Annotated in this window: 24 protein-coding genes; 12 read left to right on the forward strand and 12 right to left on the reverse strand. The window is 71.8% G+C overall.

Annotated features, from left to right (window positions below; genetic code table 11):
• Positions 1-32 precede the first annotated feature (32 nt).
• Positions 33-3,527 (forward strand): M28 family peptidase, encoded by a 3,495-nt coding sequence (locus ACFWBY_RS19160; protein WP_385338757.1) that lies wholly within the window; start codon positions 33-35, stop codon positions 3,525-3,527.
• A 37-nt stretch (positions 3,528-3,564) separates the two neighbouring features.
• On the opposite strand, the gene ACFWBY_RS19165 is transcribed toward ACFWBY_RS19160, so the two are convergent.
• On the reverse strand, positions 3,565-5,133 hold the full coding sequence (locus ACFWBY_RS19165; RefSeq protein ID WP_385338738.1) for a hypothetical protein: 1,569 nt from the start codon (positions 5,131-5,133) through the stop codon (positions 3,565-3,567).
• Positions 5,134-5,285: 152 nt separating this feature from the next.
• Positions 5,286-5,480 (reverse strand): hypothetical protein, encoded by a 195-nt coding sequence (locus ACFWBY_RS19170; protein WP_385338735.1) that lies wholly within the window; start codon positions 5,478-5,480, stop codon positions 5,286-5,288.
• A 234-nt stretch (positions 5,481-5,714) separates the two neighbouring features.
• Here ACFWBY_RS19170 and ACFWBY_RS19175 point away from each other — a divergent pair, with 234 nt between their 5' ends.
• Together ACFWBY_RS19175 and ACFWBY_RS19180 are read left to right on the forward strand one after the other, a co-directional pair.
• Complete coding sequence (locus ACFWBY_RS19175; RefSeq protein ID WP_385338732.1) at positions 5,715-6,713, forward strand: fibronectin type III domain-containing protein; 999 nt, start codon at positions 5,715-5,717, stop codon at positions 6,711-6,713.
• Between the two features lie 170 nt (positions 6,714-6,883).
• Positions 6,884-8,905, forward strand: a complete 2,022-nt coding sequence (locus ACFWBY_RS19180; RefSeq protein ID WP_385338729.1) for an ATP-binding protein — start codon at positions 6,884-6,886, stop codon at positions 8,903-8,905.
• 146 nt (positions 8,906-9,051) lie between these two features.
• Here ACFWBY_RS19180 and ACFWBY_RS19185 read toward each other — a convergent pair whose 3' ends face one another.
• Positions 9,052-9,237, reverse strand: a complete 186-nt coding sequence (locus tag ACFWBY_RS19185; protein ID WP_112449366.1) for a DUF5999 family protein — start codon at positions 9,235-9,237, stop codon at positions 9,052-9,054.
• A gap of 155 nt (positions 9,238-9,392) precedes the next feature.
• Between ACFWBY_RS19185 and ACFWBY_RS19190 the strand changes: the two genes are divergently transcribed.
• Positions 9,393-9,830, forward strand: a complete 438-nt coding sequence (locus ACFWBY_RS19190) for an SRPBCC family protein (RefSeq protein WP_385338726.1) — start codon at positions 9,393-9,395, stop codon at positions 9,828-9,830.
• Positions 9,831-9,918: 88 nt separating this feature from the next.
• Here ACFWBY_RS19190 and ACFWBY_RS19195 read toward each other — a convergent pair whose 3' ends face one another.
• On the reverse strand, positions 9,919-11,148 hold the full coding sequence (locus ACFWBY_RS19195) for an acyl-CoA dehydrogenase family protein (RefSeq protein WP_385338723.1): 1,230 nt from the start codon (positions 11,146-11,148) through the stop codon (positions 9,919-9,921).
• A gap of 183 nt (positions 11,149-11,331) precedes the next feature.
• Between ACFWBY_RS19195 and ACFWBY_RS19200 the strand changes: the two genes are divergently transcribed.
• The gene (locus ACFWBY_RS19200; RefSeq protein ID WP_385338720.1) at positions 11,332-11,976 is read left to right on the forward strand and encodes a TetR family transcriptional regulator; all 645 of its coding nucleotides are present in this window, start codon (positions 11,332-11,334) and stop codon (positions 11,974-11,976) included.
• Between the two features lie 96 nt (positions 11,977-12,072).
• Here the strand turns inward: ACFWBY_RS19200 and def are convergent, their stop codons facing one another.
• The gene (def, locus tag ACFWBY_RS19205; RefSeq protein WP_385338717.1) at positions 12,073-12,636 is read right to left on the reverse strand and encodes a peptide deformylase; all 564 of its coding nucleotides are present in this window, start codon (positions 12,634-12,636) and stop codon (positions 12,073-12,075) included.
• Positions 12,637-12,759: 123 nt separating this feature from the next.
• Between def and ACFWBY_RS19210 the strand changes: the two genes are divergently transcribed.
• From ACFWBY_RS19210 to ACFWBY_RS19235, 6 genes are all read left to right on the forward strand, one after another.
• Complete coding sequence (locus ACFWBY_RS19210; protein ID WP_385338715.1) at positions 12,760-13,998, forward strand: MurT ligase domain-containing protein; 1,239 nt, start codon at positions 12,760-12,762, stop codon at positions 13,996-13,998.
• Between the two features lie 29 nt (positions 13,999-14,027).
• Entirely contained in the window at positions 14,028-14,756 is a 729-nt protein-coding gene (locus ACFWBY_RS19215) for a type 1 glutamine amidotransferase (protein ID WP_385338712.1), read from the forward strand.
• Between the two features lie 190 nt (positions 14,757-14,946).
• Entirely contained in the window at positions 14,947-15,975 is a 1,029-nt protein-coding gene (locus tag ACFWBY_RS19220; RefSeq protein ID WP_385338709.1) for a 6-phosphofructokinase, read from the forward strand.
• A 139-nt stretch (positions 15,976-16,114) separates the two neighbouring features.
• The gene (locus ACFWBY_RS19225; RefSeq protein ID WP_385338754.1) at positions 16,115-17,044 is read left to right on the forward strand and encodes a cytochrome c oxidase assembly protein; all 930 of its coding nucleotides are present in this window, start codon (positions 16,115-16,117) and stop codon (positions 17,042-17,044) included.
• A gap of 44 nt (positions 17,045-17,088) precedes the next feature.
• Positions 17,089-17,235: a hypothetical protein gene (locus ACFWBY_RS19230; RefSeq protein WP_385338759.1), complete on the forward strand. Its 147-nt coding sequence runs from the start codon at positions 17,089-17,091 to the stop codon at positions 17,233-17,235.
• A gap of 72 nt (positions 17,236-17,307) precedes the next feature.
• Entirely contained in the window at positions 17,308-18,018 is a 711-nt protein-coding gene (locus ACFWBY_RS19235; protein ID WP_385338707.1) for a lysophospholipid acyltransferase family protein, read from the forward strand.
• 48 nt (positions 18,019-18,066) lie between these two features.
• Here ACFWBY_RS19235 and ACFWBY_RS19240 read toward each other — a convergent pair whose 3' ends face one another.
• The 7 genes from ACFWBY_RS19240 to ACFWBY_RS19270 all read right to left on the reverse strand — a co-directional run bounded on the left by ACFWBY_RS19240 (position 18,067) and on the right by ACFWBY_RS19270 (position 24,572).
• Positions 18,067-19,746: an alpha/beta hydrolase gene (locus ACFWBY_RS19240; protein WP_385338704.1), complete on the reverse strand. Its 1,680-nt coding sequence runs from the start codon at positions 19,744-19,746 to the stop codon at positions 18,067-18,069.
• Between the two features lie 206 nt (positions 19,747-19,952).
• Positions 19,953-20,771 carry an urease accessory protein UreD gene (locus ACFWBY_RS19245; RefSeq protein WP_385338702.1) on the reverse strand — a complete coding sequence of 273 codons (819 nt, stop codon included), beginning with the start codon at positions 20,769-20,771 and terminating at the stop codon, positions 19,953-19,955.
• Positions 20,768-21,463: an urease accessory protein UreG gene (gene ureG, locus ACFWBY_RS19250; RefSeq protein ID WP_385338699.1), complete on the reverse strand. Its 696-nt coding sequence runs from the start codon at positions 21,461-21,463 to the stop codon at positions 20,768-20,770. Before ureG ends, ACFWBY_RS19245 begins: the two co-directional genes overlap by 4 nt.
• Positions 21,464-21,525: 62 nt before the next feature.
• Positions 21,526-22,200 (reverse strand): urease accessory protein UreF, encoded by a 675-nt coding sequence (locus ACFWBY_RS19255; RefSeq protein WP_385338697.1) that lies wholly within the window; start codon positions 22,198-22,200, stop codon positions 21,526-21,528.
• 30 nt (positions 22,201-22,230) lie between these two features.
• Entirely contained in the window at positions 22,231-23,952 is a 1,722-nt protein-coding gene (locus tag ACFWBY_RS19260) for an urease subunit alpha (protein ID WP_385338694.1), read from the reverse strand.
• Positions 23,945-24,256 carry an urease subunit beta gene (locus ACFWBY_RS19265; protein ID WP_385338691.1) on the reverse strand — a complete coding sequence of 104 codons (312 nt, stop codon included), beginning with the start codon at positions 24,254-24,256 and terminating at the stop codon, positions 23,945-23,947. The genes ACFWBY_RS19260 and ACFWBY_RS19265 overlap by 8 nt, the downstream gene beginning before the upstream one ends.
• A gap of 13 nt (positions 24,257-24,269) precedes the next feature.
• Entirely contained in the window at positions 24,270-24,572 is a 303-nt protein-coding gene (locus ACFWBY_RS19270) for an urease subunit gamma (protein ID WP_385338688.1), read from the reverse strand.
• Positions 24,573-24,881: 309 nt separating this feature from the next.
• Here ACFWBY_RS19270 and ACFWBY_RS19275 point away from each other — a divergent pair, with 309 nt between their 5' ends.
• Positions 24,882-25,271: a VOC family protein gene (locus ACFWBY_RS19275; protein ID WP_385338685.1), complete on the forward strand. Its 390-nt coding sequence runs from the start codon at positions 24,882-24,884 to the stop codon at positions 25,269-25,271.
• Positions 25,272-25,277: the final 6 nt, after the last annotated feature.

A 25,277-nucleotide genomic window follows, 5' to 3' on the forward strand; every position in this document is an offset into this window, starting at 1 on the left:
ATCGGAGTGGACTCTTGCAGCCCACCAGATGGATGGCCGCCATCGCGGCCATGGTGCTGACCACGGGCCTCGCGGGCACGCTGGCCGGCACGGCCTCCGCCACGCAGCAGGCGGATCCCGCCCCCGGCCAGAGCAAGTCCGCCGAACGGGCGGTCGCCGCGGCGGACGCCGCCGTGCGCAGCGGACTCGACACCCTGGTCAACTCTCCCGAGCAGCAGTACGACCGGCGCCTCGTCACCCCCTGGGTGCAGGACCTGTACTCGGTCGCCTACGAGCGCAGCTACCGCGGCCTGCCGGTCGTCGGCGGCGACGCGGTCGTCCTCGCCGACGGCGAAGGGCGGGTACGCGCCCTCCAGTCGGCTTCCTCCACGGTGATCGACGTGGCGACCACGCCCACCGTGAGCGCCAAGACCGCCGAGACCACCTCGCGGGGCGAGCTGGTCAAGACCGACCAGGTACAGAGCAGCCGGCTCGTGGTCAGGCTCAAGGACGACAAGCCGGTGCTGTCCTGGGAGACCGTGCTCATCGGCAGGACCGCTACGGCGCCCAGCAAGCTCCACGTGTTCGTGGACGCCCGCACCGGCAAGGTCGTCGACCGCTTCGACGAGGTGGTCGCGGGCACCGGCAACAGCAAGTGGAACGGCCCGAACCCGCTGACCATCGACACCACCGCGTCCGGTTCCACGTACTCCCTGCGCGACCCCAACCGCACCGGTCTGAGCTGCGCCGACTACAGCTCGGGCACCGTCTTCTCGAAGTCCTCGGACTCCTGGGGCACCGGCAACCCGACCTCCAAGGAGACCGGTTGCACGGACCTCATGTTCGCCGCGCAGAAGCAGTGGGACATGCTGAGCCAGTGGCTCGGCCGCAACGGCGTCAACGGCAGCGGCCGCAGCTTCCCGGGCAAGGTCGGGCTCGGCGACCTCAACGCCTACTGGGACGGCAGCTCGGTCACCATCGGGCACAACCAGGCCAACGAGTGGATCGCGTCCGTGGACGTGGTGGCCCACGAGTACGGGCACGCCATCGACTCCAACACCCCCGGCGGCACCAGCGGCCAGGAGTCCGGGCTCGGCGAGGCCACCGGTGACATCTTCGGCGCGCTGACCGAGGCCTACATCAACCAGCCGTCCCCCTACGACACCCCGGACTACCTCGTCGGCGAGACGGTCAACCTCGTGGGAACCGGTCCGATCCGCAACATGTACAACCCGGCGGCCGTCAACAACGACCCTTCCTGCTACAGCTCCTCGATACCTGGCACCGAGGTGCACGCCGCGGCCGGCCCGCTGAACCACTGGTTCTACCTGCTCGCCGAGGGCACCAGCCCGGGCGGCGGCAAGCCGAACAGCAGCACCTGCAACCAGACCTCGCTGACCGGTGTGGGCGCGCAGAACGCCGGCAAGATCTTCTACGGCGGCATGCTGCTGAAGACCTCCAGCATGTCCTACAAGAAGTACCGGACGGCGACACTGAGTTCCGCCAAGTCGCTGGACCCCACGACCTGCAACCTCTTCACCAAGACCAAGGCCGCCTGGGACGCCATCAGCGTGCCCGCGCAGTCCGGTGACCCGACCTGTACCCCGAGCGGCCAGAACAACGACTTCTCCCTCGCGCTGAACCCGGCCTCGGGAACCGTCCAGCAGGGCGCGTCGGTGACCACCACCGTGGCCACCGCGGTCTCCACCGGCACGGCCCAGCAGGTGACCCTCACCGCGTCCGGCCTGCCGGCCGGGGTCACCGCCTCCTTCAGCCCGGCCACCGTCACGGCCGGCCAGTCCTCGACGCTGACCCTCTCGGCCTCGGCCAACGCGGCTCCCGGGCCGTCCACGGTCGTCGTCAAGGGCCAGGGCACCAGCCTCTCGCACACGGTCGACTACTCGCTGACCGTCGGCGGCACCACGCCCAACCCCGGCGCACCGAACATCGACGTTGCGGCCGTCCAGGCGCACCTGACCCAGCTGAACACGATCGCCTCGCAGAACGGCGGCCACCGCCGTGCGGGCAGCGCCGGTTACACCCAGTCCGTGGCGTACGTCAAGGGCAAGCTGCAGGCCGCCGGCTACACGGTCACCGAGCAGAACTGCACCTCGTGCACCTACCCGTCGAACAACCTGATCGCGGACTGGCCCGGCGGCCCCGCCGACCAGACGGTCATGTTCGGCGCACACCTCGACAGCGTCTCGGCGGGCCCGGGCATCAACGACAACGGCTCCGGCTCCTCGACCCTGCTGGAGAACGCGCTGGTCCTCGCCCAAAAGAACCCGACGATGACCAAGCACGTGCGCTTCGCCTGGTGGACGGACGAGGAGCAGGGCCTCAACGGCTCCGAGTTCTACGTCAACCAGCTCAGCAGCACTCAGAAGTCGGCCATCAAGGCCTACTACAACTTCGACATGGTCGGCTCGACCAACGGCGGCTACTTCATCAACAACGTCAACTCCACCGCCGCCGCTCCGCTCAAGGCCTACTGGACCTCGCTGAACCTCGCTCCCGAGGAGAACACCGAGGGCCAGGGCCGCAGTGACGACTACTCCTTCCAGCAGGGCGGCATCCCCACCTCCGGCTACGCGGCCGGTGCCAGCGCCCGCAAGACCTCGGCGCAGGCCGCGAAGTGGGGCGGCACCGCGAACGCGGCGTACGACTCCTGCTACCACAGCTCCTGCGACACCACGAACAACATCAGCCCGACGGTCCTGGACCGCAGCGCCGACGGCGTCGCCTACACGATCTGGAACCAGGCCGTCGGCGGGACCACCCCGGCGCAGGACTTCTCGATCAGCACCTCCCCGGCCTCGGGCACTGCGAACCCGGGCGGCAGCGTCACCTCCACCGTCAACACCGCCACCGTGAGCGGCGCCGCCCAGAACGTCGCCCTGTCGGTCACCGGCGCGCCCACCGGCGTGACCGCGACGCTCAGCCCCACCTCCGTCCAGTCGGGCAGCTCCTCCACGCTCTCCGTACAGGTAGGCGCCGGCGCCGCGCCCGGCACCTACACCCTGACGGTCACCGGCACCGGCACGGTCAGCCACGCCACCACCTACACCCTGACCGTCGGGGGCGGCGGCGGCACCTGCACCGCCCGCCAGCTCATCGCCAACGGCGGCTTCGAAAGCGGCAGCAGCCCGTGGACGGCCACCTCGGGCGTCATCACCAACCAGGCCGGCCAGACCCCGCACGGGGGCTCGTACAAGGCCTGGCTGGACGGCTACGGCCAGACCCACACGGACAGTGCCTCGCAGTCGGTGACCATCCCGACCGGCTGCACCTCCTACCAGCTCGGCTTCTACCTGCACATCGACACCGACGAGACCGAGAACACCGTCTACGACAAGTTCACGGTCTCGGTGGGCGGCCAGACGCTGGAGACCCTGTCCAACGTGAACGCGGCCTCCGGCTACCAGCTCAAGACGTACGACGTCTCCCGGTTCGCCGGCCAGACGGTCACGCTGAAGTTCCAGGGCGTGGAGGACCCCTCCCTCCAGACGTCCTTCGTCGTGGACGACGTCACCCTCCAGGTGAGCTGACGCCCCCGGCACCCCCGTCCCACCCGGGCGGCGCGGCTCAGCCGCCGTCGCGGACCGCGACGATGCCGTTGAAGACGCCGACGTAGGCGGTCCCGTCGGGCCCGAGGGTGATCGGCGCCCAGTTGTTGTCGTACAGCGGACCCGTGCCGGTCAGCTGCCGCCAGCGGCGCTCGCCGGTGCGGAAGTCGACCGCCGTGAGGTACCAGGCGTCGATGCCCCAGGCGCTGGGCTCCTTCTCGTAGAAGTAGAGCAGCCCGTTGGCGGTGGAGAGCTTCGGGACGACGGACGGCGAGCGGATCGCGCTCTGCCAGACCGTGTCGCAGCCGCTGCCGTCGGCGCGGACGTCGATCCGGGCGACCCCACCGACGACCGACTTGCCCAGGACCAGCGAAGTGACGTTCTCGTAGCCGTAGTTGTTCTCCACGACGATGCTGTTGCCCCAGGTGATCAGCGAGTTGTCGGTGGTCGAGGCTCCCGGACCGAAGACGGGGACCTTGCACACCAGGCGCCGGTCGGCGGGCACGTCCGCACCCCGCCTGTAGACCAGGACGTTCATCCGGTCGTCGGCGTTGTCGGTGATCGCGACGTAGCCGTCGCCGAAGAGGTCCGGGGTCGTGCCCGAACCCTGGTTCACGGAGCCGGGCTTGGTGCCCGTCCCCCGGTCGTACGTCTGGCGCCACTGGGCGACGGGGGTGCCGTCGGCGGCGGCACGGAAGCCGTAGAGCGCGTGGTCGGTGACGATGGAGACGCCGTCCTCGGCGACCGAGAAGGAGTTCTGGATCTCCTCGCCCGCCAGCCGGACCGAGCGGACCACCGAGGTCGCCGGGTCCACGGTGCCGACGCGGCCCTGCCGGGTGACCCACCAGATGCGGCCCTCCCAGTCGGGCATCACCGAGGTGACCGGGTCACAGGTCCCGCTGGGCCACAGGTTGGTCCAGTCGACGCAGTCGTGCGGGACCAGTCCGGTCAGGTCCCAGTCGTCGTCGACCTCGAACCGCCAGCCGCCGTCCGGGCTCCGGACGTGCGAGAGGCGCAGGATGTGCTGGCGGGAGTCGGCCAGCACCGCCCGGTCCTGGTCGTCCAGGTAGAAGTAGGCGCCGCCCGACGTGTCCTTGAAGATCTTCGAGAAGTCCAGCGAGGTGATCGCCTGGACCGTCGAGGAACGCTGCGGGAGCTGGTATTCCGCGAGCGTGGCGAGCGTACGGGGTTCGAGGAGCTTGACCTTGAAGCCGCCGAAGGTGCCGCACACGGTGACCAGCCGGCCGGCCGAGTCGAAGGTGGCGGTGGCGCACTCGCCGCCGAGGGCGGCGATCTTCCGGCTGGTCACTCGCGGGTCCTTGCCGAGCGGCCCGGACCAGGGCGAGGTGGCGCTGCCGGCCGCGTCGGAGTGCATGCCGCTGCGGCCGTTGGGCGCGAGGAACGGGTGCTGCGGCGGGGCCTCGCCGGGCAGCGGCAGGGCCACGGCGGGTCCGCCCTCGTAGTGGCCGACCAGGCGGTGGCCCGGGGCCAGGGGTATCTCCTCGGCGGCGGCCGGGGTGATCCCGTGCACCGCCGCGAAGGCGACGAGGGCCGGCACCACGGCGCAGTTCAACGCTCTTCGGAACATCCGGACTTCCTCCTTCGTCCTCGGTTCTCTTGACATCGCGCATCACGTCGCGCCGCCGCCAGACGCTAGGTCGCGCCGCCCGAGGAGTCCATGGAGGAGCCGGATGATTCACGAAGGCGCAACAGCCGCTCACCGTGCGCCGGTCGGTACGCCTACGGCGTGAACCCTCCGACCACGTTCGCCGTGGCCGAGACGCCGTTGTGGATGGTCGTCGCCAGGCTGCTGCTCGCGAGGTAGAAGCCGAGCAGGACGCAGACGAGCGCGTGGGACACCTTGAGGCCGCCGCCGCGCATGAAGATCCACGCGAGGACGAGGAGCAGGACGACGACGGAGAGGGAGATCACCATCGGAACACCTCCTTACGCGGCGCCATGGTGGCGCAGGAGGAGGGCCCTTCGAGCGAAACAGGCGTCCGCCAAACGGGTGTTGACCGTCCGTGACCGGTGTCCGGTCCTTGACGATCTCCCCCCGGCGGACCGTCCGTCCGCTCCAGAGGTCCGTGCGCGGCTCTTGCCCGCCCGCCCCACGGCATGCCATATATGTCTAGACCTTTCCGAGCAGCCGAAAAGAGGGGCTCCGCCGTGCACGATCCCGCACCGGGCCCCGCGCCCCGCCCCGTCCGCCCGCCGTCCGGCCGCCGGGCGGCGCCCGCCCTGGCCTTCGCCCTCGCGGTGGCCACCCTGGCCGCGTGCTCCGCGGCCGACACCACGCCCCCACCGGCTCCCGGTGGGCTCACCGCCCAGGCGTCCAGCGCCTCATCGGTCCACGTCATGTGGCAGTCGCCCGCGCCCGACGACGGGGTGGCCGCGTTCGTGGTCTTCCAGTCGGACCACCTGGTCCGCGAACTCCCCGCGGACAAGACGATGGTGGACATCACCGGACTCACCCCGCTGACGGCTTACGCCTTCACGGTCCGGGCCCGGGACACCGCCGGGAACACCTCCGCGCCCAGCACGGCCGTCTCGGCGACCACCCCCGCCGCCGGGGCCGAGGACCACCGGGCGCCCACCGCCCCGACGGGCACGGCCGGCCGCGCGCTGGGACCCACGACCGCCGATCTGACGTGGGGCCCGGCGACCGACGACACCGGGGTCACCGCGTACGACGTCTACCAGGGCGACGCCCGGATCCACACGGCCGGCCCGGGCAGCACCGGGACCACCCTGGCGGGCCTCCAGCCCGACACCGCCTACACCTTCACGGTCCGGGCCCGGGACGGCGCGGACAACTCCTCCCCCGACGGCCCGGCGGTGGACGTGACGACCCCGGCCGGACCCGGGCAGCGCCCGGACACCGCTCCCGCCGAGCTCACGGCGGCCGCCTCGCCGGGCGCGGTCAACCTCTCCTGGACCGCTCCGCGGACCGGCCGGGACACCACCGAGTACGAGCTCTACGTCAACGGACGCCCCACCACCGTCATCCAGTTCGGCGCGGGGGCCGTCCCTGCCGGCCGGGCCGAGCACCGGCTCGCGGTCGCCGAACCGCCCGGCACCGTATGGACGGTGAAACTGCGGGCACGACTGCCCGACGGCAACTGGGGGGCCTTCTCCGCCGAGCGGCGCGTGGTCCTCACCCCCTGAACTCCCGTCCACGGCCGCACCCTCCGACCGGAACCCATCCCTTCGATCTGACCTGAACGGCACTGCGCGGAAAGAAGATCACGCACAATACATTCGTGTTCGGTGAGTACTCGGTCAACAACAATCAGGCAGATCCCGCGGGCGGCGCCCCTGAGCCAGACTCTGGCGCCGTGCCGGGAAACCTGCCGCCGGAGACGGCGAGCTTCGTGGGCCGCGAGCGTGAACTCGCCCTGTTGAACGACATGCTGCGCGCGCAGCGGCTCGTCACGCTCACCGGCGTCGGAGGCGTCGGCAAGTCCAGGGTGGCCCTGCGCGCCACCGCGGATCCCCACCAGGGCCGGCGCGACGGAATCTGGTGGGTGCCCCTCTCCCCGCTGCGGGACGCCGAGTTGCTCACCGCGACCGTCGCGCACGCCGTCGGGCTCGCCTACCAGTCCCGGCAGCCCCTCGACGAGGAACTCTGCGCGTGGATGGCCGACAAGGAACTGCTGATCGTCCTCGACACCTGCGAGCACCTGGTGGCCGCCTGCCGCCACCTCGTGGGTGAACTCCTGCAGTCCGCGCCCGGGTTGACGGTACTGATCACCTCCCGCGAGCCGCTCGGCTGCCCCGGCGAGAACGTGGTCGAGATCAGTCCGCTGCCCTGCGACGGGCCCGACAGCGACGCCCTCGCCCTCTTCCGGGCCCGCGCGCTGGCCGCCACCCCGTACGCCGACGCCGCCTTCGCCGACCCGGACCGGGTGGCCGTGGCCGCCGAGGTCTGCCGCCGTCTGGACGGGATCCCCCTCGCCCTCGAACTGGCCGGCGCCCGGATGCGGCTCTGGACCCTGGAGCAGATGGCGAGGCGGCTCGACGTCAGCTTCGACCTCCTCTCGGACACCGCCGCCGACCGGCTGCCCCGGCACCAGACCATGCGCACGGCGATCGGCTGGAGCCACGAACTGTGCGAGCCGCTCGAGCGGCTGCTGTGGGCCCGGCTCTCGGTGTTCACGGGGGACTTCGACGCCGCCGCCGCACGCGCGGTGTGCTCGGGCGGCCCGCTGCCCGCGTCACGGGTGGAGCGGGTGCTCGCGGGACTGGTCTCCAAGTCGGTCGTCCGGTGCACGCACGAGCGGGGCACGGGCGCCCGCTACCGGCTGCTGGACACGATCCGCGAGTACGGCCAGGACTGGCTGGCGGAGCTCGGGGAGGTTCGGGTCCTCGCCGACCGGCACGCCCACTGGTACGCGGCGCTCTCGCACGCCGCCGAGCGGGGCTGGCTGGGGCCCGGCCAGGTGGACTGGTACCGCAGGATGACCACCGAGCACGCGCAGCTTCGTACCGCCCTGGAGCACCTGCTCGGCTCGGATCCCACGGCGGCCCTGGAGACCGCCGGCGACCTGTGGTTCTTCTGGTTCTCGTGCGGGCACGTCCACGAGGGCCGGGCCTTCCTGGAACGGGCCCTGCGCGGAGCCCCGCACGCGGGTGCCGCGCACGCCCGGGCCCTGTGGGCCCTCGGCCTCACCGCGCTGCTCCAGGGCGATCTGGACACGGCCGAGGTACTCGGCGAGCGGTGCACCACCGCGGCGGCCGCGCTGGCCGACCCGGAGCCGGAGCTGCGGGCGGCGTACCTGCACGCGGTGGCGGTGCTGATGCCGGGCGATCCCGTACGCGCGCTCGTGCTCGCAGGACCCCGGGCACGCGGCGGCCACGGCGGTCGGCCGACCGGCACCGGCTGGCTCCTGTGCCGGCTGGCCAGCGGCTACGCCCTGTGCGACCTCGGACGCTTCGAAGAGGCCGAGCTGGAGGCACGGGGCCTGCGCGAGGCGTGCGAGGAGCTCGGCGAGCGGTGGCTGCGGGCCTACGCGGACTACATCCTGGCCGTCGCGGCCTTCGGGCTCGGCCACCACGGGGAGGCGGCGCGGCACGCGCGGGCGATGCTGTCGGGCAAACGGCTGCTGGGCGACCGCTTCGGGATCGCGCTCGGCCTCGACCTGCTGGCGGCGGCGGTGGCGGCCATGGGCGACGGCGAACTGGCGGCACGCCTGCTGGGCACGGGGCACGCCTGGTGGCGCACGGTGGGCCGGCCGCAGATGGGCTCGCCTTCGCTGACGGCCCTGCGCGACGAGGGCGAGCGCCAGGCCAGGGCGGCGATCGGCGACGCGGCGTACGAGAGCGCGTTCCTGGGCGGCGCGGCGGCGCCCACCGGCTGACGCTCGGCCGGTGGCGCCGTGGCGCGACTGCGGGGCCCCGTCAGTACGGGAGGGGTCTGCCCGACGGTGTGCGCAGGTCCAGGTCGCGGGGTGCGGGCTTGGGAACGGGCTTGCGGATCAGCTGCTGGCGCATGCTGCCTCCTCGCTCAGACCAGGGCCGGGCGGCGGGGTTCCACCGTGCGGCCGTCGGGGAGCAGTTCGCCGGTGTCGTCGAAGACCACGGCTCCGTTGCACAGCAGATTCCAGCCTTGTTCAGGGTGGAAGGCCACGGTGCGGGCGGCGTCGTGGTCGGCGCTTTCGGCAGTCGGGCAGGGGGGCTGGTGGGAGCACATGGCGCACCTCCTCGCAGAGTGGGGCGGGAGGGCCGGTGGTCACCCGGTCGAATCCGCGATCCACAGTGGCGGTGAGTATTGCTGATCGCCACCCCCGGACGGAAGCCATATTCGCCGTCCAGTTCAGGGTGTGTATGCCCGATTACCATGCGCTCATGCCCGCTATCCGGATCATTCGCCGTGCGGCTCTCACCCCCGCCCAGGCGTGGCTGAGACTGACGGACTGGGAACGGCACGGCGCCGAGGTTCCGCTCACTCGGACGATCATCGAGACGCCGCCTCCCACGCGCGTCGGAACGCGCTTCACGGCGCGCACGGGAGTGGGCAGGATCACCTTCGACGACCCGATGGAGGTCACCCTCTGGCAGCCCCCTCGGGGCGTCGCGCCGGGGCTGGTCAGGCTGGTCAAGCGCGGCCGCGCGATCACCGGCGGTGCGGAGATCGAGGTCCGTCCCGCTCCGGTCGGAGGCTGCGAGGTCGAGTGGCGCGAGGAACTGCGCGTCCGCGGCCTGGGAGCCCCCCTGGACCCCGTGGTCGCGGCGGCGGCCCGCTTCCTCTTCTCCCGCGCCCTGGACGCCCTCCTGCGCCCCTGAGGCCGCGGGAGGGCGGTCCGGCCCGCGCGGAAGGGCCCCGGACCGCCTCGCGGCGGGCACGGGGCCCTGATGCTGCTCGAGCCGCGCCCTAGCGGATCGGCATGCCCGAGATCGTCCGGGCGATCACCAGACGCTGGATCTCGCTGGTGCCCTCGAAGATCGTGTAAATCGCGCTGTCGCGGTGCATGCGCTCCACCGGGTACTCGCGGGTGAAGCCGTTGCCGCCGAGGATCTGCACGGCCTGCGCGGTGACCTTCTTGGCGGCCTCGCTCGCGAACAGCTTCGACATCGAGCCCTCCGCCGAGGTGAAGGGCTTGCCGGCGACCGCCATCCACGAGGCCCGCCACACCAGCAGCCGGGCCGCGTCGATGGAGGTGCGCATGTCGGCGAGCTGGAAGGCGACGCCCTGGTTGTCGATGATCGGCCGGCCGAACTGCGTACGGGTCTTCGCGTAGTCCAGCGCCACCTCGTACGCGGCGCGCGCCGTGCCGACCGCCATGGCGCCGACGGCCGGCCGGGAGGCCTCGAAGGTGGCCATGGCCGCGTTCTTCACGCGCTCGCCGCCGCCCGCCTTGGCCCGCTCGTGGGCCCGGGCGAGGCGCTCGTCGAGCTTCTCCTTGCCGCCGAGCAGGCAGGACCCGGGCACGCGCACGTCCTCCAGGACCACCTCGGCGGTGTGGGAGGCGCGGATGCCGTGCTTCTTGAACTTCTGGCCCTGGGAGAGGCCGGGGGTGTTCGGCGGCACGATGAAGGAGGCGTGGCCCTTGGTGCCGAGCTCGGGGTCGACGACGGCCACGACGATGTGGACGTTGGCGATGCCGCCGTTGGTCGCCCAGGTCTTGGTGCCGTTCAGCACCCATTCGTCCTTGGCCTGGTCGTAGACGGCGCGGGTGCGCATCGAGCCGACGTCGGAGCCGGCGTCGGGCTCGGAGGAGCAGAAGGCGGCGACCTTGACGTCGTCGGGGGTCCCGTACATCTGCGGGATCCAGGTGCCGATCTGCTCCTCGGTGCCGTTGGCGACGACGCCGATGGCGGCGAGGCCGGTGCCGACGATGGACAGCGCGATGCCCGCGTCGCCCCAGAACAGCTCCTCCATGGCCATCGGGATGCCGAGGCCGGTCGGGTCGAAGAACTGCTGGGCGTAGAAGTCGAGCGAGTAGATCCCGACCTTGGCGGCCTCCTGGATGACGGGCCACGGAGTCTCTTCGCGCTCGTCCCATTCCGCGGCGGCGGGACGGATCACGTCGGCGGCGAAGCCGTGGATCCAGTCCCGCACCTGCTTCTGGTCGTCGTTGAGCTCCATGGTGAACTCCGCCATGTCCCCTCCAGCTTTCGTACAGATTGGTTACTGCTGGTAACCCGAACAGCCACACAGTCTGTTACCGGCCGGTAAGCACTGTCAAGCAGCGCAGATACCGGCCTCCGTGAGATCGCCACGGTGTGCGGAGTGTTACGTTGCGTGGGCGTCAGGACATCGCAAGGGCGGGGAGTGAGACACGTCATGGAGACCACACAGCAGGCGGGCGAGCCGGGAGCGGCCGAGCGCCGGCGGCGCGAGCTGCTGGAGGCGGCCGACCGGGTCGTGCTCAGGGACGGCCCCAAGGCGTCCATGAACGCCATCGCGGCCGAAGCCGGCATCACCAAGCCGATCCTCTACCGGCACTTCGGCGACAAGGCCGGGCTCTACCAGGCCCTCGCCGTACGGCACACGGACGCCCTGCTCGACTCGCTGCGCGCGGCGCTCGACGCCCCCGCCGAGCGGCGCAGCCGGGTGGAGGCCACCCTCGACACCTATCTCGCCGCCATCGAGGCCCGGCCGCAGGTCTACCGCTTCCTCATGCACCCCGCCGAGGACTCCCAGGCCGCCGAGCGCGGTTTCGACGTCGGCCTGCACTCGGCCCCGCTGCTGCGCCGCCTCGGCGAGGAGCTGGCTCAGGTGATCGCGGAGCGCGTGGACCTCGGTCCCGGCGGCGAGCGCCTGGCCCGCGTGTGGGGCCACGGCATCGTCGGCATGATGCACGCGGCGGGCGACTGGTGGCTCGGCGAACGCCCCTGCGAGCGCGCCGAACTCGTCAGCGACCTGACCGACCTGCTGTGGGGCCGCCTGGCCACCGCCGGCAACCGCTTGGACGGCCCCGGCTTCTAATTCAGCCCCGTCGGCGATCGAGGCGCGGGGTCTGGGGCGGAGCCCCGGGATACCCGGCTCCGCCGGGCTGCCCGCGCAGGCCCCGTACCTCCGGACTCACTCACCCAGCGCGTGCATCCCCGCGGCGCCCCACTCCGTCTTGCGGATCTGCCGCCGCAGACGACGCGCCCGCAGCCCGGTCACCCGCTCCGCGTAGACCCCGCCGGCCAGGTGGTCGCACTCGTGCTGGAGGCAGCGGGCGAAGAACCCGCTCCCGCCGACCCGCACCGGCGCCCCGTCCGAGGTGACGCCCTCGACGACGGCCTCGTCGAAGCGGACCGTGGACGCCTCCAGCCCCGGCAGGGACAGGCATCCCTCCGGGCCGGCGAACTCGTCCCCGCCGGTGAGGACCAGCCGCGGGTTGACGATGTGTCCGACGTGGCGGACGTCCTCGTCGTCGGGACAGTCGTAGACGAACACCCGCTGCCCGACGCCGATCTGGTTCGCGGCGAGGCCGACCCCCTGGGCGGCGTACATCGTCGCGAACATGTCCTCGATGAGCCGGCCGAGGGCGGGGCCGAAGTCGGTGACCTCCGCGCATGCGGAGTGGAGCACCGGGTCGCCCAGCAGGCTCATGGTGCGGACGATGCCGGAGGTGCCGGGGAGGGGGCGATGTCGCATGGCCGTAAGGGTACGACGGGCGACTATATGAGGAGATCTTCGGCGGACCGGGGGCGCCGCGGTCGGGGCGCGGGCGGGTACTGGATAGGCTGGGGGCGACCGACGCAAGGAGGACAAGGGACGATGGCAGGCAACACAGAGCCGCTTTCGCCGCGGGCCAAGCTGGCCGTGACGGCGGGCAAGGCCGCGGCGGCGGTGTCGCGGGCCGCGGGACGCGGAAGCGGATCGGTGATCGGAGGCAAGGTCGCGCTCAAGCTCGACCCCGATCTTCTCGGCGCGCTGGCGCAGCATCTCGACGTCGTCCTCGTCTCGGCGACGAACGGCAAGACCACGACGACCCGGCTGATCGCGGAGGCCCTGCGGGCCAGCGGTCCGGTCGTCTCCAACGCGCTGGGCGCGAACATGCCGGCGGGCATCACCTCCGCCCTGGCGGGCGGCTCGGACGCCCGCTACGGCGTCATCGAGGTGGACGAGAAGTACCTGGCCGGAGTGGCCCGGGACGTCACGCCCAAGGTGATCGCCCTGCTCAACCTCTCCCGCGACCAGCTGGACCGCGCCGCCGAGACCCGCATGCTCGCGGAGAAGTGGCGCGAGGGCCTCTCGGGCTCCAAGGCCGTGGTCGTCGCGAACGCGGACGACCCGCTGATCGTCTGGGCCGCCTCGTCCTCGCAGAACGTGGTGTGGGTCGCGGCCGGCCAGGAGTGGAAGGACGACGCCTGGTCGTGCCCCTCCTGCGGTGGCGTCATGCAGCGTCCGGGCGACGACTGGTACTGCGGCGAGTGCGGTTTCCGGCGTCCCACCCCCAGCTGGGTGCTCTCCGGCGACCACGTGCTCGACCCGCACGGCAGCGCCTGGCCGATCAACCTCCAGCTGCCGGGCCGTGCCAACAAGGCGAACGCCGCCACCTCGGCCGCCGTGGCCGCCGTCTTCGGCGTTCCGCCGCAGGTCGCGCTGGAGCGGATGTACCAGGTCCAGGCCGTGGCCGGGCGCTACGACGTGGTGAGCTTCCAGGGCCGCGAACTGCGCCTGCTGCTCGCGAAGAACCCGGCGGGCTGGCTCGAGACGTTCTCGCTGATCGACCCGCCGCCGACGCCGGTCATCCTCTCGGTGAACGCGCGGGGCGCGGACGGCACCGACACCTCCTGGCTGTGGGACGTGGACTACCCGCGCCTGGCCGGCCACCCGATCTTCGTGATCGGCGACCGCAAGCTGGACCTCGCGGTCCGCCTCGAGGTCGCGGGCCTGGACTTCCGGGTGTGCGAGAGCCTCGACGAGGCCGTGCAGCTGGCGCCGCCCGGACAGATCGAGCTGATCGCCAACTACACCGCCTTCCAGGACGTGCGCCGCCGCGTCGGCAACTAGCCCCCGTCAGAAACGCAGAGGACAAGAGCATGAGCGACAACAGCCTGCGTCTGGTGTGGGTCTACCCCGACCTGCTCAGCACGTACGGAGACCAGGGCAACGCCCTCGTCGTGGAGCGCCGGGCCCGCCGGCGCGGCCTCGACGTGCAGCGCGTGGACGTGCGCAGCGACCAGCCGATCCCCACCTCGGGCGACATCTACCTGATCGGCGGCGGCGAGGACCGGCCGCAGCGCCTGGCCGCGGAGCGGCTGCTGCGCGACGGCGGTCTGGAGCGTGCCGTCTCGAACGGGGCGATCGTCTTCTCCGTCTGCGCCGGCTACCAGATCCTGGGCCAGGAGTTCGTCAACGACGTCGGCCAGCGCCAGGAGGGCCTCGGCCTGCTCGACGTGGTGACCGTGCGCGGCGAGGGCGAGCGGTGCGTCGGCGACGTCCTCGGGGACATCGACCCGCAGCTCGGCCTGCCGCAGCTCACGGGCTTCGAGAACCACCAGGGCATCACGCACCTCGGCCCGACGGCGAAGCCGTTCGCCCGGGTCACGATGGGGCGCGGCAACGGCACCGGAGACGGCACCGAAGGCGCGTACAACGACACGGTGTTCGGCACGTACATGCACGGTCCCGTGATGGCGCGCAACCCGCAGATCGCGGACCTGCTGCTCAAGCTGGCCCTCGACGTGAACGCGCTGCCGCCCGTCGACGACCGCTGGTACGAGGCGCTGCGCGCCGAGCGGATCGCGGCGGCGACGCAGCCCGCGTAACCTTCGCGACGCCTGCCGTCCGGCCCGGATTCCCCGAGGGGATCCGGGCCGGCCTCTTTTCCTACGACCGAGCCGACCAGCATGTGGAGGATGGTTCAGTCCACCGGGGATCGACTTGTAGGGTGCAGGGTAGTTCCAACCGGACGACGTGGTCCGGTCGTCGGCCCACGTTGCAAAGGTCCTTCCTGCCATGCGCATAGGTGTGCTCACTTCCGGAGGCGACTGCCCCGGCCTCAATGCGGTCATCCGCTCCGTCGTGCACCGCGCCGTCGTCGACCACGGGGACGAGGTCATCGGCTTCCACGACGGCTGGCGCGGCCTGCTGGAGTGCGACTACCGCAAGCTCGACCTGGACGCCGTGAGCGGCATCCTGGCCCGGGGCGGAACCATTCTGGGATCCTCCCGGGTCCAGCCCGCCCATCTGCGCGACGGCGTGGAGCGGGCCCGCGGCCACGTCGCCGATCTCGGCCTCGACGCCATCATCCCGATCGGCGGCGAAGGCACCCTGAAGGCCGCCAACCTGCTCTCGCAGGGCGGTCTGCCGATCGTCGGCGTCCCGAAGACCATCGACAACGACATCGCCTCGACGGACGTCACCTTCGGCTTCGACACGGCCGTCGGCGTCGCCACCGAGGCGCTGGACCGGCTGAAGACCACCGCCGAGTCCCACCAGCGCGTGATGGTGGTGGAGGTCATGGGCCGCCACACCGGCTGGATCGCCCTGCACTCGGGCATGGCGGCCGGCGCGCACGCGATCGTCGTACCGGAGCGCCCCTTCGACATCGACGAGCTGACGACGATCGTCGGCGAGCGCTTCTCGCAGGGCAAGCGGTTCGCGATCGTCGTGGTCGCCGAGGGCGCCAAGCCCGCCGAGGGCAGCTCGATGGCCCTGGAGGCGGGCGGCACCGACATGTACGGGCACGAGCGGTTCGCCGGCATCGGCAACCGGCTCGCCGTCGAGCTGGAGGACCGGCTCGGCAAGGAGGCCCGGCCGGTCATCCTGGGCCACGTCCAGCGCGGCGGTACGCCCACCGCGTACGACCGGGTCCTCGCCACCCGCTTCGGCTGGCACGCGGTGGAGGCGGCGCACCGCGGCGAGTTCGGGATGCTGACGGCGCTGCGCGGCACGGACATCGAGATGGTGCCGCTCGCCGAGGCGGTGCAGACGCTGAAGACCGTTCCGGCCGAGCGCTACTCCGAGGCGCAGAACGTTCTGTGATCTTTCCCCCCTTTTACGTGTCACTCCTGTAATGGGCGCCCCCGGTCGATTTGCCGTCCGGGGGCGGCATTACTGTGGTGGGGCACCACAGGTCAAGGGAGTGAAGAGATTGAGTTACCTCGCGCACGACGGCATGGACATGGACATGGACCTGCCGCCCTTCACCCTCGGGCGCGGGCTGGAGTTCTCCTTCGACGCCTTCTTCCTGATCGGCTCGCTCGCGGGTCTCGCCCTGTACGCGTGGGGCGTGCTGCGGCTGCGCCGGCGCGGGGACTCCTGGCCGGTCGGCCGGACGGTCGCCTTCACCGTCGGCGTGCTGAGCGTGGCCCTGGCGATGTGCACCAAGCTGAACGACTACGGCATGGTCATGTTCAGCGTGCACATGGTCCAGCACATGGTGATCAGCATGCTCAGCCCGATCCTGCTGCTGCTGGGCGCGCCCGTGACGCTGGCGCTGCGCGCGCTGCCGCCGGCGGCCCGCGGCCACAAGGGGCCGCGCGAGCTGCTGCTGATGCTGCTCCACAGCCGCTACATGAAGGTGGTCACCCATCCGGTGTTCACCATTCCGATGTTCATCGCGAGCCTGTACGGCCTGTACTTCACCCCGCTCTTCGACTTCCTGATGGGGTCCAAGACCGGGCACACCGCGATGATGGTGCACTTCCTGGCCGTCGGCCTCTTCTTCTTCTGGCCGATCATGGGCGTGGACCCGGGTCCGCACCGCCCCGGCTACGTGATGCGCATGCTGGAGCTGTTCGCCGGGATGCCCTTCCACGCCTTCTTCGGCATCGCGCTGATGATGGCGAGCGAGCCGATGGTCACGACGTACGCGAACCCGCCGGCCTCGCTCGGCATCGACCCGCTGCTCGACCAGCAGTGGGGCGGCGGCATCGCCTGGGCCTTCAGCGAGATCCCCTCGGTGCTGGTGCTGATCGCGCTCGTCTACCAGTGGTACCACTCGGAGCAGCGGGCCGCGAAGCGCTCCGACCGGGCGGAGGACCGCAACGGAGACCAGGAGCTGGCGGCCTACAACGCGTATCTCGCCTCGCTGCAGGCGCGTGGCCAGTAGCGCCGGACCCCCTTCGCGGGCCACCATGGGGTATGACCGGATCCGTGAAGGCAATGGCAGTGATGACCTTCGCCGCTCTGGTGGCGATCGCCACGTACTCGGTGGCTCTCGGCAGTAACGGCTGGCTGTGGTTCGGCTGGGTCGTGCTGGGGCTGCTGACCGCCGCGATGGCGGCTTCGCGCAGCGTCTGACCGCGGAACGCCCCCCGGGCCTGACCGTCCGTAAGATGTCCGTGACAACGGGATGTCGACGGGAGCGGCCTGGTGTTCTACCACTTGCTCAAACACGTGATCCTGGGGCCGCTGCTGCGGCTGCTGTTCCGGCCCCGGATCGAAGGACTGGAGAACATCCCGGCAGAGGGGGCCGCGATCGTCGCGGGCAACCACCTGTCCTTCTCCGACCATTTCCTCATGCCCGCGATCCTCAAGCGGCGCATCACCTTCCTCGCCAAGGCCGAGTACTTCACCGGGCCCGGCGTGAAGGGTCGCCTCACCGCCGCCTTCTTCCGCAGCGCCGGGCAGATCCCCGTGGACCGCTCCGGCAAGGACGCGGGGCAGGCCGCGCTCCGCGAGGGGCTCGGGGTGCTGGCCAAGGGCGAGCTGCTCGGCATCTACCCGGAGGGCACCCGCTCGCACGACGGCCGGCTGTACAAGGGGAAGGTGGGGGTGGCCGCCATGGCGCTGGGCGCGAAGGCGCCCGTCGTGCCGTGCGCGATGGTCGGGACCTTCGAGATCCAGCCTCCCGGCCAGAAGATCCCCAGCATCCGCCGGGTCACGATCCGCTTCGGCCGGCCGCTGGACTTCTCCCGGTACGAGGGGATGGAGGGCGATCGGTCCGTGCTGCGGGCCGTCACCGACGAGATCATGTACGAGGTGCTCGCGCTGTCCGGCCAGGAGTACGTGGACCGGTACGCGGGCGAGGTCAAGGCGGAGGAGGAGGAAGCACGGAAGAAGGCCCGGCGCAGGTCGCGCTGAGCCTCCTCCCGTGCGGTGCGCGGCGCGGCGATCAGCCGGCCCGGAGTCCTAGCGGATGGCCGGGAGCTCGTCGGCCGCCCGCAGGGCGTCGGCCGGAGCCTGGCCCGTGGACTTCGCGGTGACCGGGGCCGGCGCCACCGGAGTGGCGTGCGGAGCGCACTTCACGTCCTGGGCGTCGACCTTCCCCGTGAGCAGGTAGGCGTCCACCCGGGTGTTGACGCAGGGGTTCACCAGGTTGGTGACACCGTGCGAGCCGGCGTTCTGCTCGGTGATCAGACGCGAGCCGGCGAGGCGGTTGTGCAGGGAGACCCCGCCCTTGTACGGCGTGGCGGCGTCACGCTCGGACTGGACGATCAGGACAGGCGGCAGACCGCGCTTGGGGCCGACACCGACCTCTATCGGGTTGCTCTGCTTGGACTTCCAGGTCGCGCAGGGCAGGTTCATCCACGCGTTGGACCAGGTCAGGAACGGGTACTTGGCGTGCAGCTTGCTGTTGTCCCGGTCCCACTTGGACCAGCTGGTCGGCCACTTGGCATCGGCGCACTCGACGGCGGTGTAGACCGCGTTGCCGTTCTCCGAGGCGATGTTGCCCTGGATGTCGCCCATGTCCGGGGCGATGGCGTCGATCAGCGCCTGCTCGTCGCCGGCCAGGTACGCGCTCCACGTCTGGGCTACGGGCACCCAGGAGGAGTCGTAGTACGGGGCGCCCTGGAAGAAGCCGATGAGCTCGGCCGGGCCGACGACCCCGCCGAGCGGGTTGGCCTTGGCCTTGGCGCGCAGTTCCAGCCACTTGGCCTCGACCTTTGCGCGCGTGTCGCCGATGTGGAAGACGGCGTCGTTCTTGGCGACCCAGTCCTGCCAGTCGTTCCAGCGGGTCTGGAACGCCACGTCCTGGCCGAGGTTGGCCTCGTACCAGATGTTGTCGCGGTCCGGGTCGACCACGCTGTCGACGATCATGCGGCGCACGTGGTTCGGGAACAGGGTCGCGTAGACCCCGCCGATGTAGGTGCCGTAGGAGACGCCGAGGAAGTTCAGCTTCTGCTCGCCGAGCGCGGCACGGATGACGTCCAGGTCACGCGCGATGTTCGGCGTGGTCATGAACGGCAGCATCTCGCCGCTGCGGTCCTTGCAGCCGTCCGCGTACTCGGCGGCCAGCTTGCGCTGGGCGCGCTTGTCGGCCTCGCTGTCCGGAACCGGGTCGGCCTTGGGGGCCTTGACGTACTCCTGCGGGTCGATGCAGGAGATCGGCGCGGAGTGGCCGACGCCGCGCGGATCGAAGCCCACGAAGTCGTAGGCCTTGGCGGTGTTGACCCACAGCGGGCTCTGGGTCGTGATGCGGCGCGGGAAGCGCATGCCGGAGCCGCCGGGGCCGCCGGGGTTGTAGATGAGCGCGCCCTGGCGCTCCTCCTTGGTGCCGGTGCTGACGGCGCGGTCGAGCGCGAGGTCGATCGTCTTGCCGAACGGCTTGCTGTAGTCCAGCGGGACCTTCACGTAGCCGCACTGGATGGGCGGGGCGAAGCCCCAGTCGGCCGGGCAGTCCTTCCAGTCGATCCCGCTGCGCGCCGCGCGGGCGGCGGCGATCTGCGTGCCGATCGCCTCGGCGGCCCCGTTGTCGCGGCCGGACGGGAAGGCCTGCGAGGCCGACGCGGACGGGGCGAGCAGCAGGCTCGCCGCCAGCGTGCCGGTGATCAGTGTTGCGGCGCTCCCCAGCGCCGCGTTGCGTATCACGTGGTTGTTCCCCCTGCGTCGTCTGCCGCCATGGGCGGCTCGGTTCCTGCGAGTTGGGTTCGTCGGCGTGCAGGGGGATACTTCCGCCTGACCAGGAGCGGGCGACAGAGCGCGGAGCGGTTCTTTGCCAACCCGATATCCGGAAACGGGTGTACCGCTGAGCGGTGCCTGGTTCGTCCCGGGTTCGGGCTTCCCCGGCCGGAGCGTCACCAGCCGTAGGCGCGCCACGCCTCGTCGAGCAGTTCGCGCAGCCGCAGGGCGTCCGGGGCCAGGGCCGTGACCAGGACCGCCGGCCCCGCCAGCGGCGTGGCCGACGCGAACGGTCCCAGTGTCCGGGCCGGGGGCGGGGCCGCCTCGAACCGCGGGTCCACCACCAGGAGCTGACCGACCGCCCGGTGGCCCGCGAGCCCTGCCGGGCCGTCCCAGCCGCCGGGAGCTCCGGGTCCGCAGGCCAGTTCCTGGTCCAGCAGCGGCCGCCCCTCCCGGGTCACGGTGAGGCGGCTGCGCAGCAGGCCCGGTGCCTCGCCGCTGCGGCCGAGGACCTGCTCCTCGCGCAGCACGAGCCGTGCGGTGGTGGCGAGTTCGGCCCGGGTCAGGACGCGCAGGTCGCTGCCGCGCACGCACACGAGCTGCTCCGGCAGCCAGCGCACCGCCGACCCGGCGGCCAGGGTGAGCCGTACGTCGTACCGCGCGGGCTCCCCGTGGCGGCCGGGCAGGGCGAGGGTGGCCGCCGCCGAGCGCAGCACCAGCCGGGCGCCGGGGCCCGCCTCGGCTTCGACCGTGAGGTGGTCTCCACCGAGGGGCGCGCTCATGGCTCCGACGAGCATGACCCCGGCCTCGGCTCCCCCTGCCCGGGTGCGGCGCAGGGCGAGCGGGCCCTCACCGGCGAGCAGCGGCAGGGCGGTCGAGCCGCGCCCGTCGGCGGCGGCGCGGATCCGGGCGGTGGCGCGCAGTCCGGCCGGGCTCGTCGCCGGAGCCCGGGCCGGGGGGTCGGTGGGGGCCGCGCTGATCACCGTAGGGCTCATGCGACGGCCCAGGCGGCGATCCGCTCGCGCACCCAGGCCGCCACGGGGGCCACGCCCTCCCCGCCGCGCAGGGACTGGAAGGCGACGGGCAGGTCGCCGCGCTGCTCGGCGGCGTCGCGGGCCATCCGGCCGAGGTCGGAGCCGACGTAGGGAGCGAGGTCGGTCTTGTTGACGACGAGGAGGTCGGCGGTGGTGACGCCGGGGCCGCCCTTGCGCGGGATGTCGTCGCCGCCGGCCACGTCGATGACGAAGATCTGGGCGTCGACGAGGCCCCGGGAGAAGGTCGCGGTGAGGTTGTCGCCGCCGGACTCGACCAGGATGAGGTCGAGCGGGCCGCTCTCCCGGAAGGCCTCCTCCAGCTCCTCCACGGCCTCCAGGTTGGCGGAGATGTCGTCGCGGATCGCGGTGTGCGGGCAGGCTCCGGTCTCGACGGCGCTGATGCGCTCGGGCGGCAGGACGGCCTCGCGGAGGAGGAACTCGGCGTCCTCGCGGGTGTAGATGTCGTTGGTGACGACGGCCATGGACAGCTCGGAGCGCAGGGCCCGGCACAGCGCGGCGACGGTGGCGGTCTTCCCGGAGCCGACGGGGCCGCCGAGGCCGATGCGCAGGGCGCGGCGGGTGCCGTCCGGCCGCGCGGGCTCGGCGCTGCGGGTGTGGCGGTGCGGGTAGGTCACGCCGTGGTCGAGGTGCATGGATTTCTCCTTGGCGGGGGGGGTGGGTGCGGGGGATGCCGCGGAGGCGGCTGCGAGGGGACTCAGGAGGCGAAGAGCCGCACCGGCCAGTCGGCATGGGCCTGCGCCATGATGTCCAGGAGGGGCGAGGAGGCCGCGGGCAGGACTCCCGGCCCGTCCAGGAGGGCCCGCTCGGCGCCGCGCAGCGCGTCCGCGGCGACGGAGTCGAGCTCGGGGGCGAGGCGGGCCAGCACCCCGCTCGCTTCGAAGGGGTCCAGGCCGAGCAGCCGTACGGTGGCGCTCGCCGGCCCGCTCACACTCTCGTACACCGCCACCTGCGCGGCCTCGCGCGCCCCGAGTCCCGCCGCCCTGGCGGTGACGCCGAGCACCACGGGCTGGTGCGCCCCGCGCGGGAACGCCGCGGCCAGCGAGTCCAGTCCGGCGTCGGGCCAGGTGGCCCGGGCGGCCCGCATCAGCTGTCGGCCGAGCCTTCGCCCGGCGGTGCGCAGCGCCGGCACCGGCGTCCGGGCGTCGGCGGCCTCGTCGAGGGCCGCCGGGTCGATCCCGAGGGCGGCCGCCGCGGCGAGGCCGGCCGCGACGAGGCCGGCGGTGTGCAGCCGGCCCCGGCAGAACTCCTCCAGGCCGGCGGCGTCGTGGATCCGGCCCGCGGCGCAGGCGGCTTCGGCCCCGCCGGAGTGCGCGTGGCCTCCGGCGGGGAAGCGTCCGTCGGCGAGGACGAGCAGGGTGGCGAGGCTCATCGGCGCGTGCCCATCACGAAAGGCCCCTCATCAGAAGAGGAAGTAACGCTGGGCCATGGGCAGTTCGCTCGCCGGCGCGGGTTCGACCACTTCTCCGTCGATGGTGACGGTGAAGGTGTCGGCGTCGACCTCGACCCTCGGCATGGCGTCGTTGCACCGCATGTCCGCCTTGGTCACCTTGCGGGTGCTCTCGATGGCGACGAACTCCTTTCCCAGTCCGAGCCGTTCGGGCAGGCCGTCCTCGAGGGCCGCCTGCGAGGTGAAGTTGACCGAGTTGAGGCCGGGCGCACGGCCGAGGGCCCCGAACATCGGGCGGGGCAGCACCGGTTGCGGGGTGGGGATGGAGGCGTTGGCATCGCCCATCTGCGCGTAGGCGATCTGGCCGCCCTTGATGACGAGTTCGGGCTTGACACCGAAGAACGCGGGGTTCCACAGCACCAGGTCGGCGAGTTTGCCGGTCTCCACCGAGCCGATCTCCCGGGCCAGGCCCTGGGCCACGGCGGGGTTGATCGTGTACTTGGCGACGTAGCGGCGGACCCGGTGGTTGTCGGCGGGGCCGTCCCCGGGCAGGGAGCCGCGCCGCTTCTTCATGACGTGGGCGGTCTGCCAGGTGCGCAGGATCACCTCGCCGACCCGGCCCATGGCCTGGGAGTCGGAGGAGATGATCGAGATGGCGCCGAGGTCGTGCAGGACGTCCTCGGCGGCGATGGTGGAGGGCCGGATCCGGGACTCGGCGAAGGCGAGGTCCTCGGGTACGGCGGGGTTGAGGTGGTGGCAGACCATCAGCATGTCGAGGTGTTCCTCGACGGTGTTGACGGTGTGCGGCCGGGTCGGGTTGGTGGAGCTGGGCAGGATGTTCGGCTCGGAGACCACGGTGATGATGTCGGGGGCGTGCCCGCCGCCCGCGCCTTCGGTGTGGTACGAGTGGATGGTCCGCCCCGCGATCGCGGCGAGCGTGTCGGCGACGAACCCGGCCTCGTTGAGGGTGTCGGTGTGGATGGCTGCCTGGACGCCGGTCTCCTCACAGACGCCGAGGCACGCGTCGATGACGGCGGGGGTGGACCCCCAGTCCTCGTGCAGCTTGAAACCGAGTGCGCCGCCGCGCAGTTGGGAGTACATGCCGTCGCGCGACATGGTGTTGCCCTTGCCGAGCAGGCCGATGTTGACGGGGTGGGCCTCCAGCGCGGCGAACATCCGGGCCAGGTGCCAGGGTCCGGGGGTGACGGTGGTGGCCTTGGTGCCCTCGGCGGGCCCGGTGCCGCCGCCGACGAGGGTGGTGATGCCGCAGGCGAGGGCTTCGTCGATCACGGTCGGGGAGATGAAGTGCACGTGGGCGTCGACGGCGCCGGCGGTGACGATCTTCCCGTTGCCCGCGATGATCTCGGTCTCGGGGCCGATGACGAGGGCGGGCTCCACACCGTCCATGGTGTCCGGGTTGCCGGCCTTGCCGATGCCGCAGATCCGGCCGTCGCGGATGCCGAGGTCGGCCTTGACGATGCCCCAGTGGTCGAGGATCACCACGCCGGTGATGACCGTGTCGGGGGCCCCCTCGGCCCGGGTGGTGCGGGCCTGCCCCATGGATTCGCGGATGACCTTGCCGCCGCCGAAGACCGCCTCGTCCCCGGCCCGGCCGGGGCCGCCGGCGAGGTCCCGCTCGATCTCCACGAAGAGGTCGGTGTCGGCGAGGCGGATGCGGTCACCGGTGGTGGGCCCGAAGAGGTCGGCGTAGACCTGGCGCGACAGCTCAGCCATCGAGCGGTCCCCCGGTCTGTCCGCGCAGGCCGGGTACGGCGCGCAGTCCGCCCAGCGGTACGAGTTCCACGGCGACGGGGATGCCCGGCTCGAAGCGGACGGCGGTGCCCGCGGCGATGTCGAGGCGCAGCCCGTGGGCGGCGGCCCGGTCGAAGCCGAGACCGGGGTTGGCCTCGGCGAAGTGGTAGTGCGAGCCGACCTGGACGGGCCGGTCGGCGGCGTTGAGCACGGTGAGACGGGTGACGGGCCGGCCTTCGTTGAGGCGCACCGGCCCGTCCCCGTAGACGATTTCGCCGGGGATCACGGGGTACCCACTCTCAGACGATCGGGTCGTGGACGGTGACGAGTTTGGTGCCGTCCGGGAAGGTCGCCTCGACCTGGACGTCGTGGATCATCTCGGGTACCCCCTCCATGACCTCCCCGCGGGAGAGCACGGTGCGGCCGGAGGCCATCAGCTCGGCCACGGTCCGGCCGTCGCGGGCGCCTTCGAGGATGTGGCAGGTGATCAGGGCGATCGACTCGGGGTGGTTGAGGAGGACCCCGCGCGCCCTGCGTCTCTCGGCCACGTCGGCGGCCACGTGGATGAGCAGTCTCTCCTGCTCGTGGGGTGTCAACTGCACGGGAATCACCAAGCTTCCGGGACATGACCGACAGCGCGCCGGGCCGGGCCGACCCTACGGCCCGTCAACGCTTTGTTGACCTGCGCTTATCCGGGCCAAGCGTGTCTTGCCCGACGCAGAGAAGGGCTTGCCGTCCCGACCACCATCGCTTTACCGGCTCATGGGTGATCATTGATGGAGGGAACGTGGCCGCTACGCTATGTGCCGCGCTTTTCCACCGAGTTAACCCATGTTTCGGGGAGGTACCCGGTTCGACTCCGGGCGGTCCCCAGCCCGGTTCCGTATACGGAGCCGCTCACGAGGAGCCTCATGTTTCTGAACCCCGTTCACCACATCACCTTCGACGCCCTGGAGCCGTACGAGCTCGCGCGGTTCTGGTCCGCCGTGACCGGTTTCCCGATCCACCCGGACGACCTGGAGGACGACCCCGAGATCTCCCTGGTGCCGGGCCAGCCGGGCGTGACCGGAATCCTGTTCATCCGGGTACCGGAGGGCAAGTCGGTCAAGAACCGGGTCCATTTGGACATCATCCCGACGACCGGCACGCGGGACGAGAACGTGGAGCGGCTCATCGGACTCGGCGCGAAGCTCCTGGACGACCGCCGCCGGGAGGACGGCACCGGCTGGGTCGTGCTCGCCGACCCGGAGGGCAACGAGCTGTGCATCGAGCGCAGCGTCTCGGAGCGCGCCGCCTCCTGATCGGGG

The sequence above is a fragment of the Streptomyces sp. NPDC060049 genome (assembly GCF_042736715.1).
In the GTDB taxonomy this organism is placed as follows: domain Bacteria; phylum Actinomycetota; class Actinomycetes; order Streptomycetales; family Streptomycetaceae; genus Streptomyces.

Coding starts and splice junctions, on each gene's coding strand:
- ACFWBY_RS19260 (WP_385338694.1), bottom strand. CDS start 23,952: ATGGCTGAGCTGTCGCGCCAGGTCTACGCCGACCTCTTCGGGCCCACC.
- ACFWBY_RS19170 (WP_385338735.1), bottom strand. CDS start 5,480: ATGGTGATCTCCCTCTCCGTCGTCGTCCTGCTCCTCGTCCTCGCGTGG.
- ACFWBY_RS19255 (WP_385338697.1), bottom strand. CDS start 22,200: ATGAGCCTCGCCACCCTGCTCGTCCTCGCCGACGGACGCTTCCCCGCC.
- ACFWBY_RS19185 (WP_112449366.1), bottom strand. CDS start 9,237: ATGTGCTCCCACCAGCCCCCCTGCCCGACTGCCGAAAGCGCCGACCAC.
- ACFWBY_RS19165 (WP_385338738.1), bottom strand. CDS start 5,133: ATGTTCCGAAGAGCGTTGAACTGCGCCGTGGTGCCGGCCCTCGTCGCC.
- ACFWBY_RS19195 (WP_385338723.1), bottom strand. CDS start 11,148: ATGGCGGAGTTCACCATGGAGCTCAACGACGACCAGAAGCAGGTGCGG.
- ACFWBY_RS19275 (WP_385338685.1), top strand. CDS start 24,882: ATGTTTCTGAACCCCGTTCACCACATCACCTTCGACGCCCTGGAGCCG.
- ureG (WP_385338699.1), bottom strand. CDS start 21,463: ATGCACCTCGACCACGGCGTGACCTACCCGCACCGCCACACCCGCAGC.
- ACFWBY_RS19245 (WP_385338702.1), bottom strand. CDS start 20,771: ATGAGCCCTACGGTGATCAGCGCGGCCCCCACCGACCCCCCGGCCCGG.
- ACFWBY_RS19215 (WP_385338712.1), top strand. CDS start 14,028: ATGAGCGACAACAGCCTGCGTCTGGTGTGGGTCTACCCCGACCTGCTC.
- ACFWBY_RS19220 (WP_385338709.1), top strand. CDS start 14,947: ATGCGCATAGGTGTGCTCACTTCCGGAGGCGACTGCCCCGGCCTCAAT.
- ACFWBY_RS19225 (WP_385338754.1), top strand. CDS start 16,115: ATGGACATGGACCTGCCGCCCTTCACCCTCGGGCGCGGGCTGGAGTTC.
- ACFWBY_RS19210 (WP_385338715.1), top strand. CDS start 12,760: ATGGCAGGCAACACAGAGCCGCTTTCGCCGCGGGCCAAGCTGGCCGTG.
- ACFWBY_RS19200 (WP_385338720.1), top strand. CDS start 11,332: ATGGAGACCACACAGCAGGCGGGCGAGCCGGGAGCGGCCGAGCGCCGG.
- ACFWBY_RS19190 (WP_385338726.1), top strand. CDS start 9,393: ATGCCCGCTATCCGGATCATTCGCCGTGCGGCTCTCACCCCCGCCCAG.
- def (WP_385338717.1), bottom strand. CDS start 12,636: ATGCGACATCGCCCCCTCCCCGGCACCTCCGGCATCGTCCGCACCATG.
- ACFWBY_RS19160 (WP_385338757.1), top strand. CDS start 33: ATGGCCGCCATCGCGGCCATGGTGCTGACCACGGGCCTCGCGGGCACG.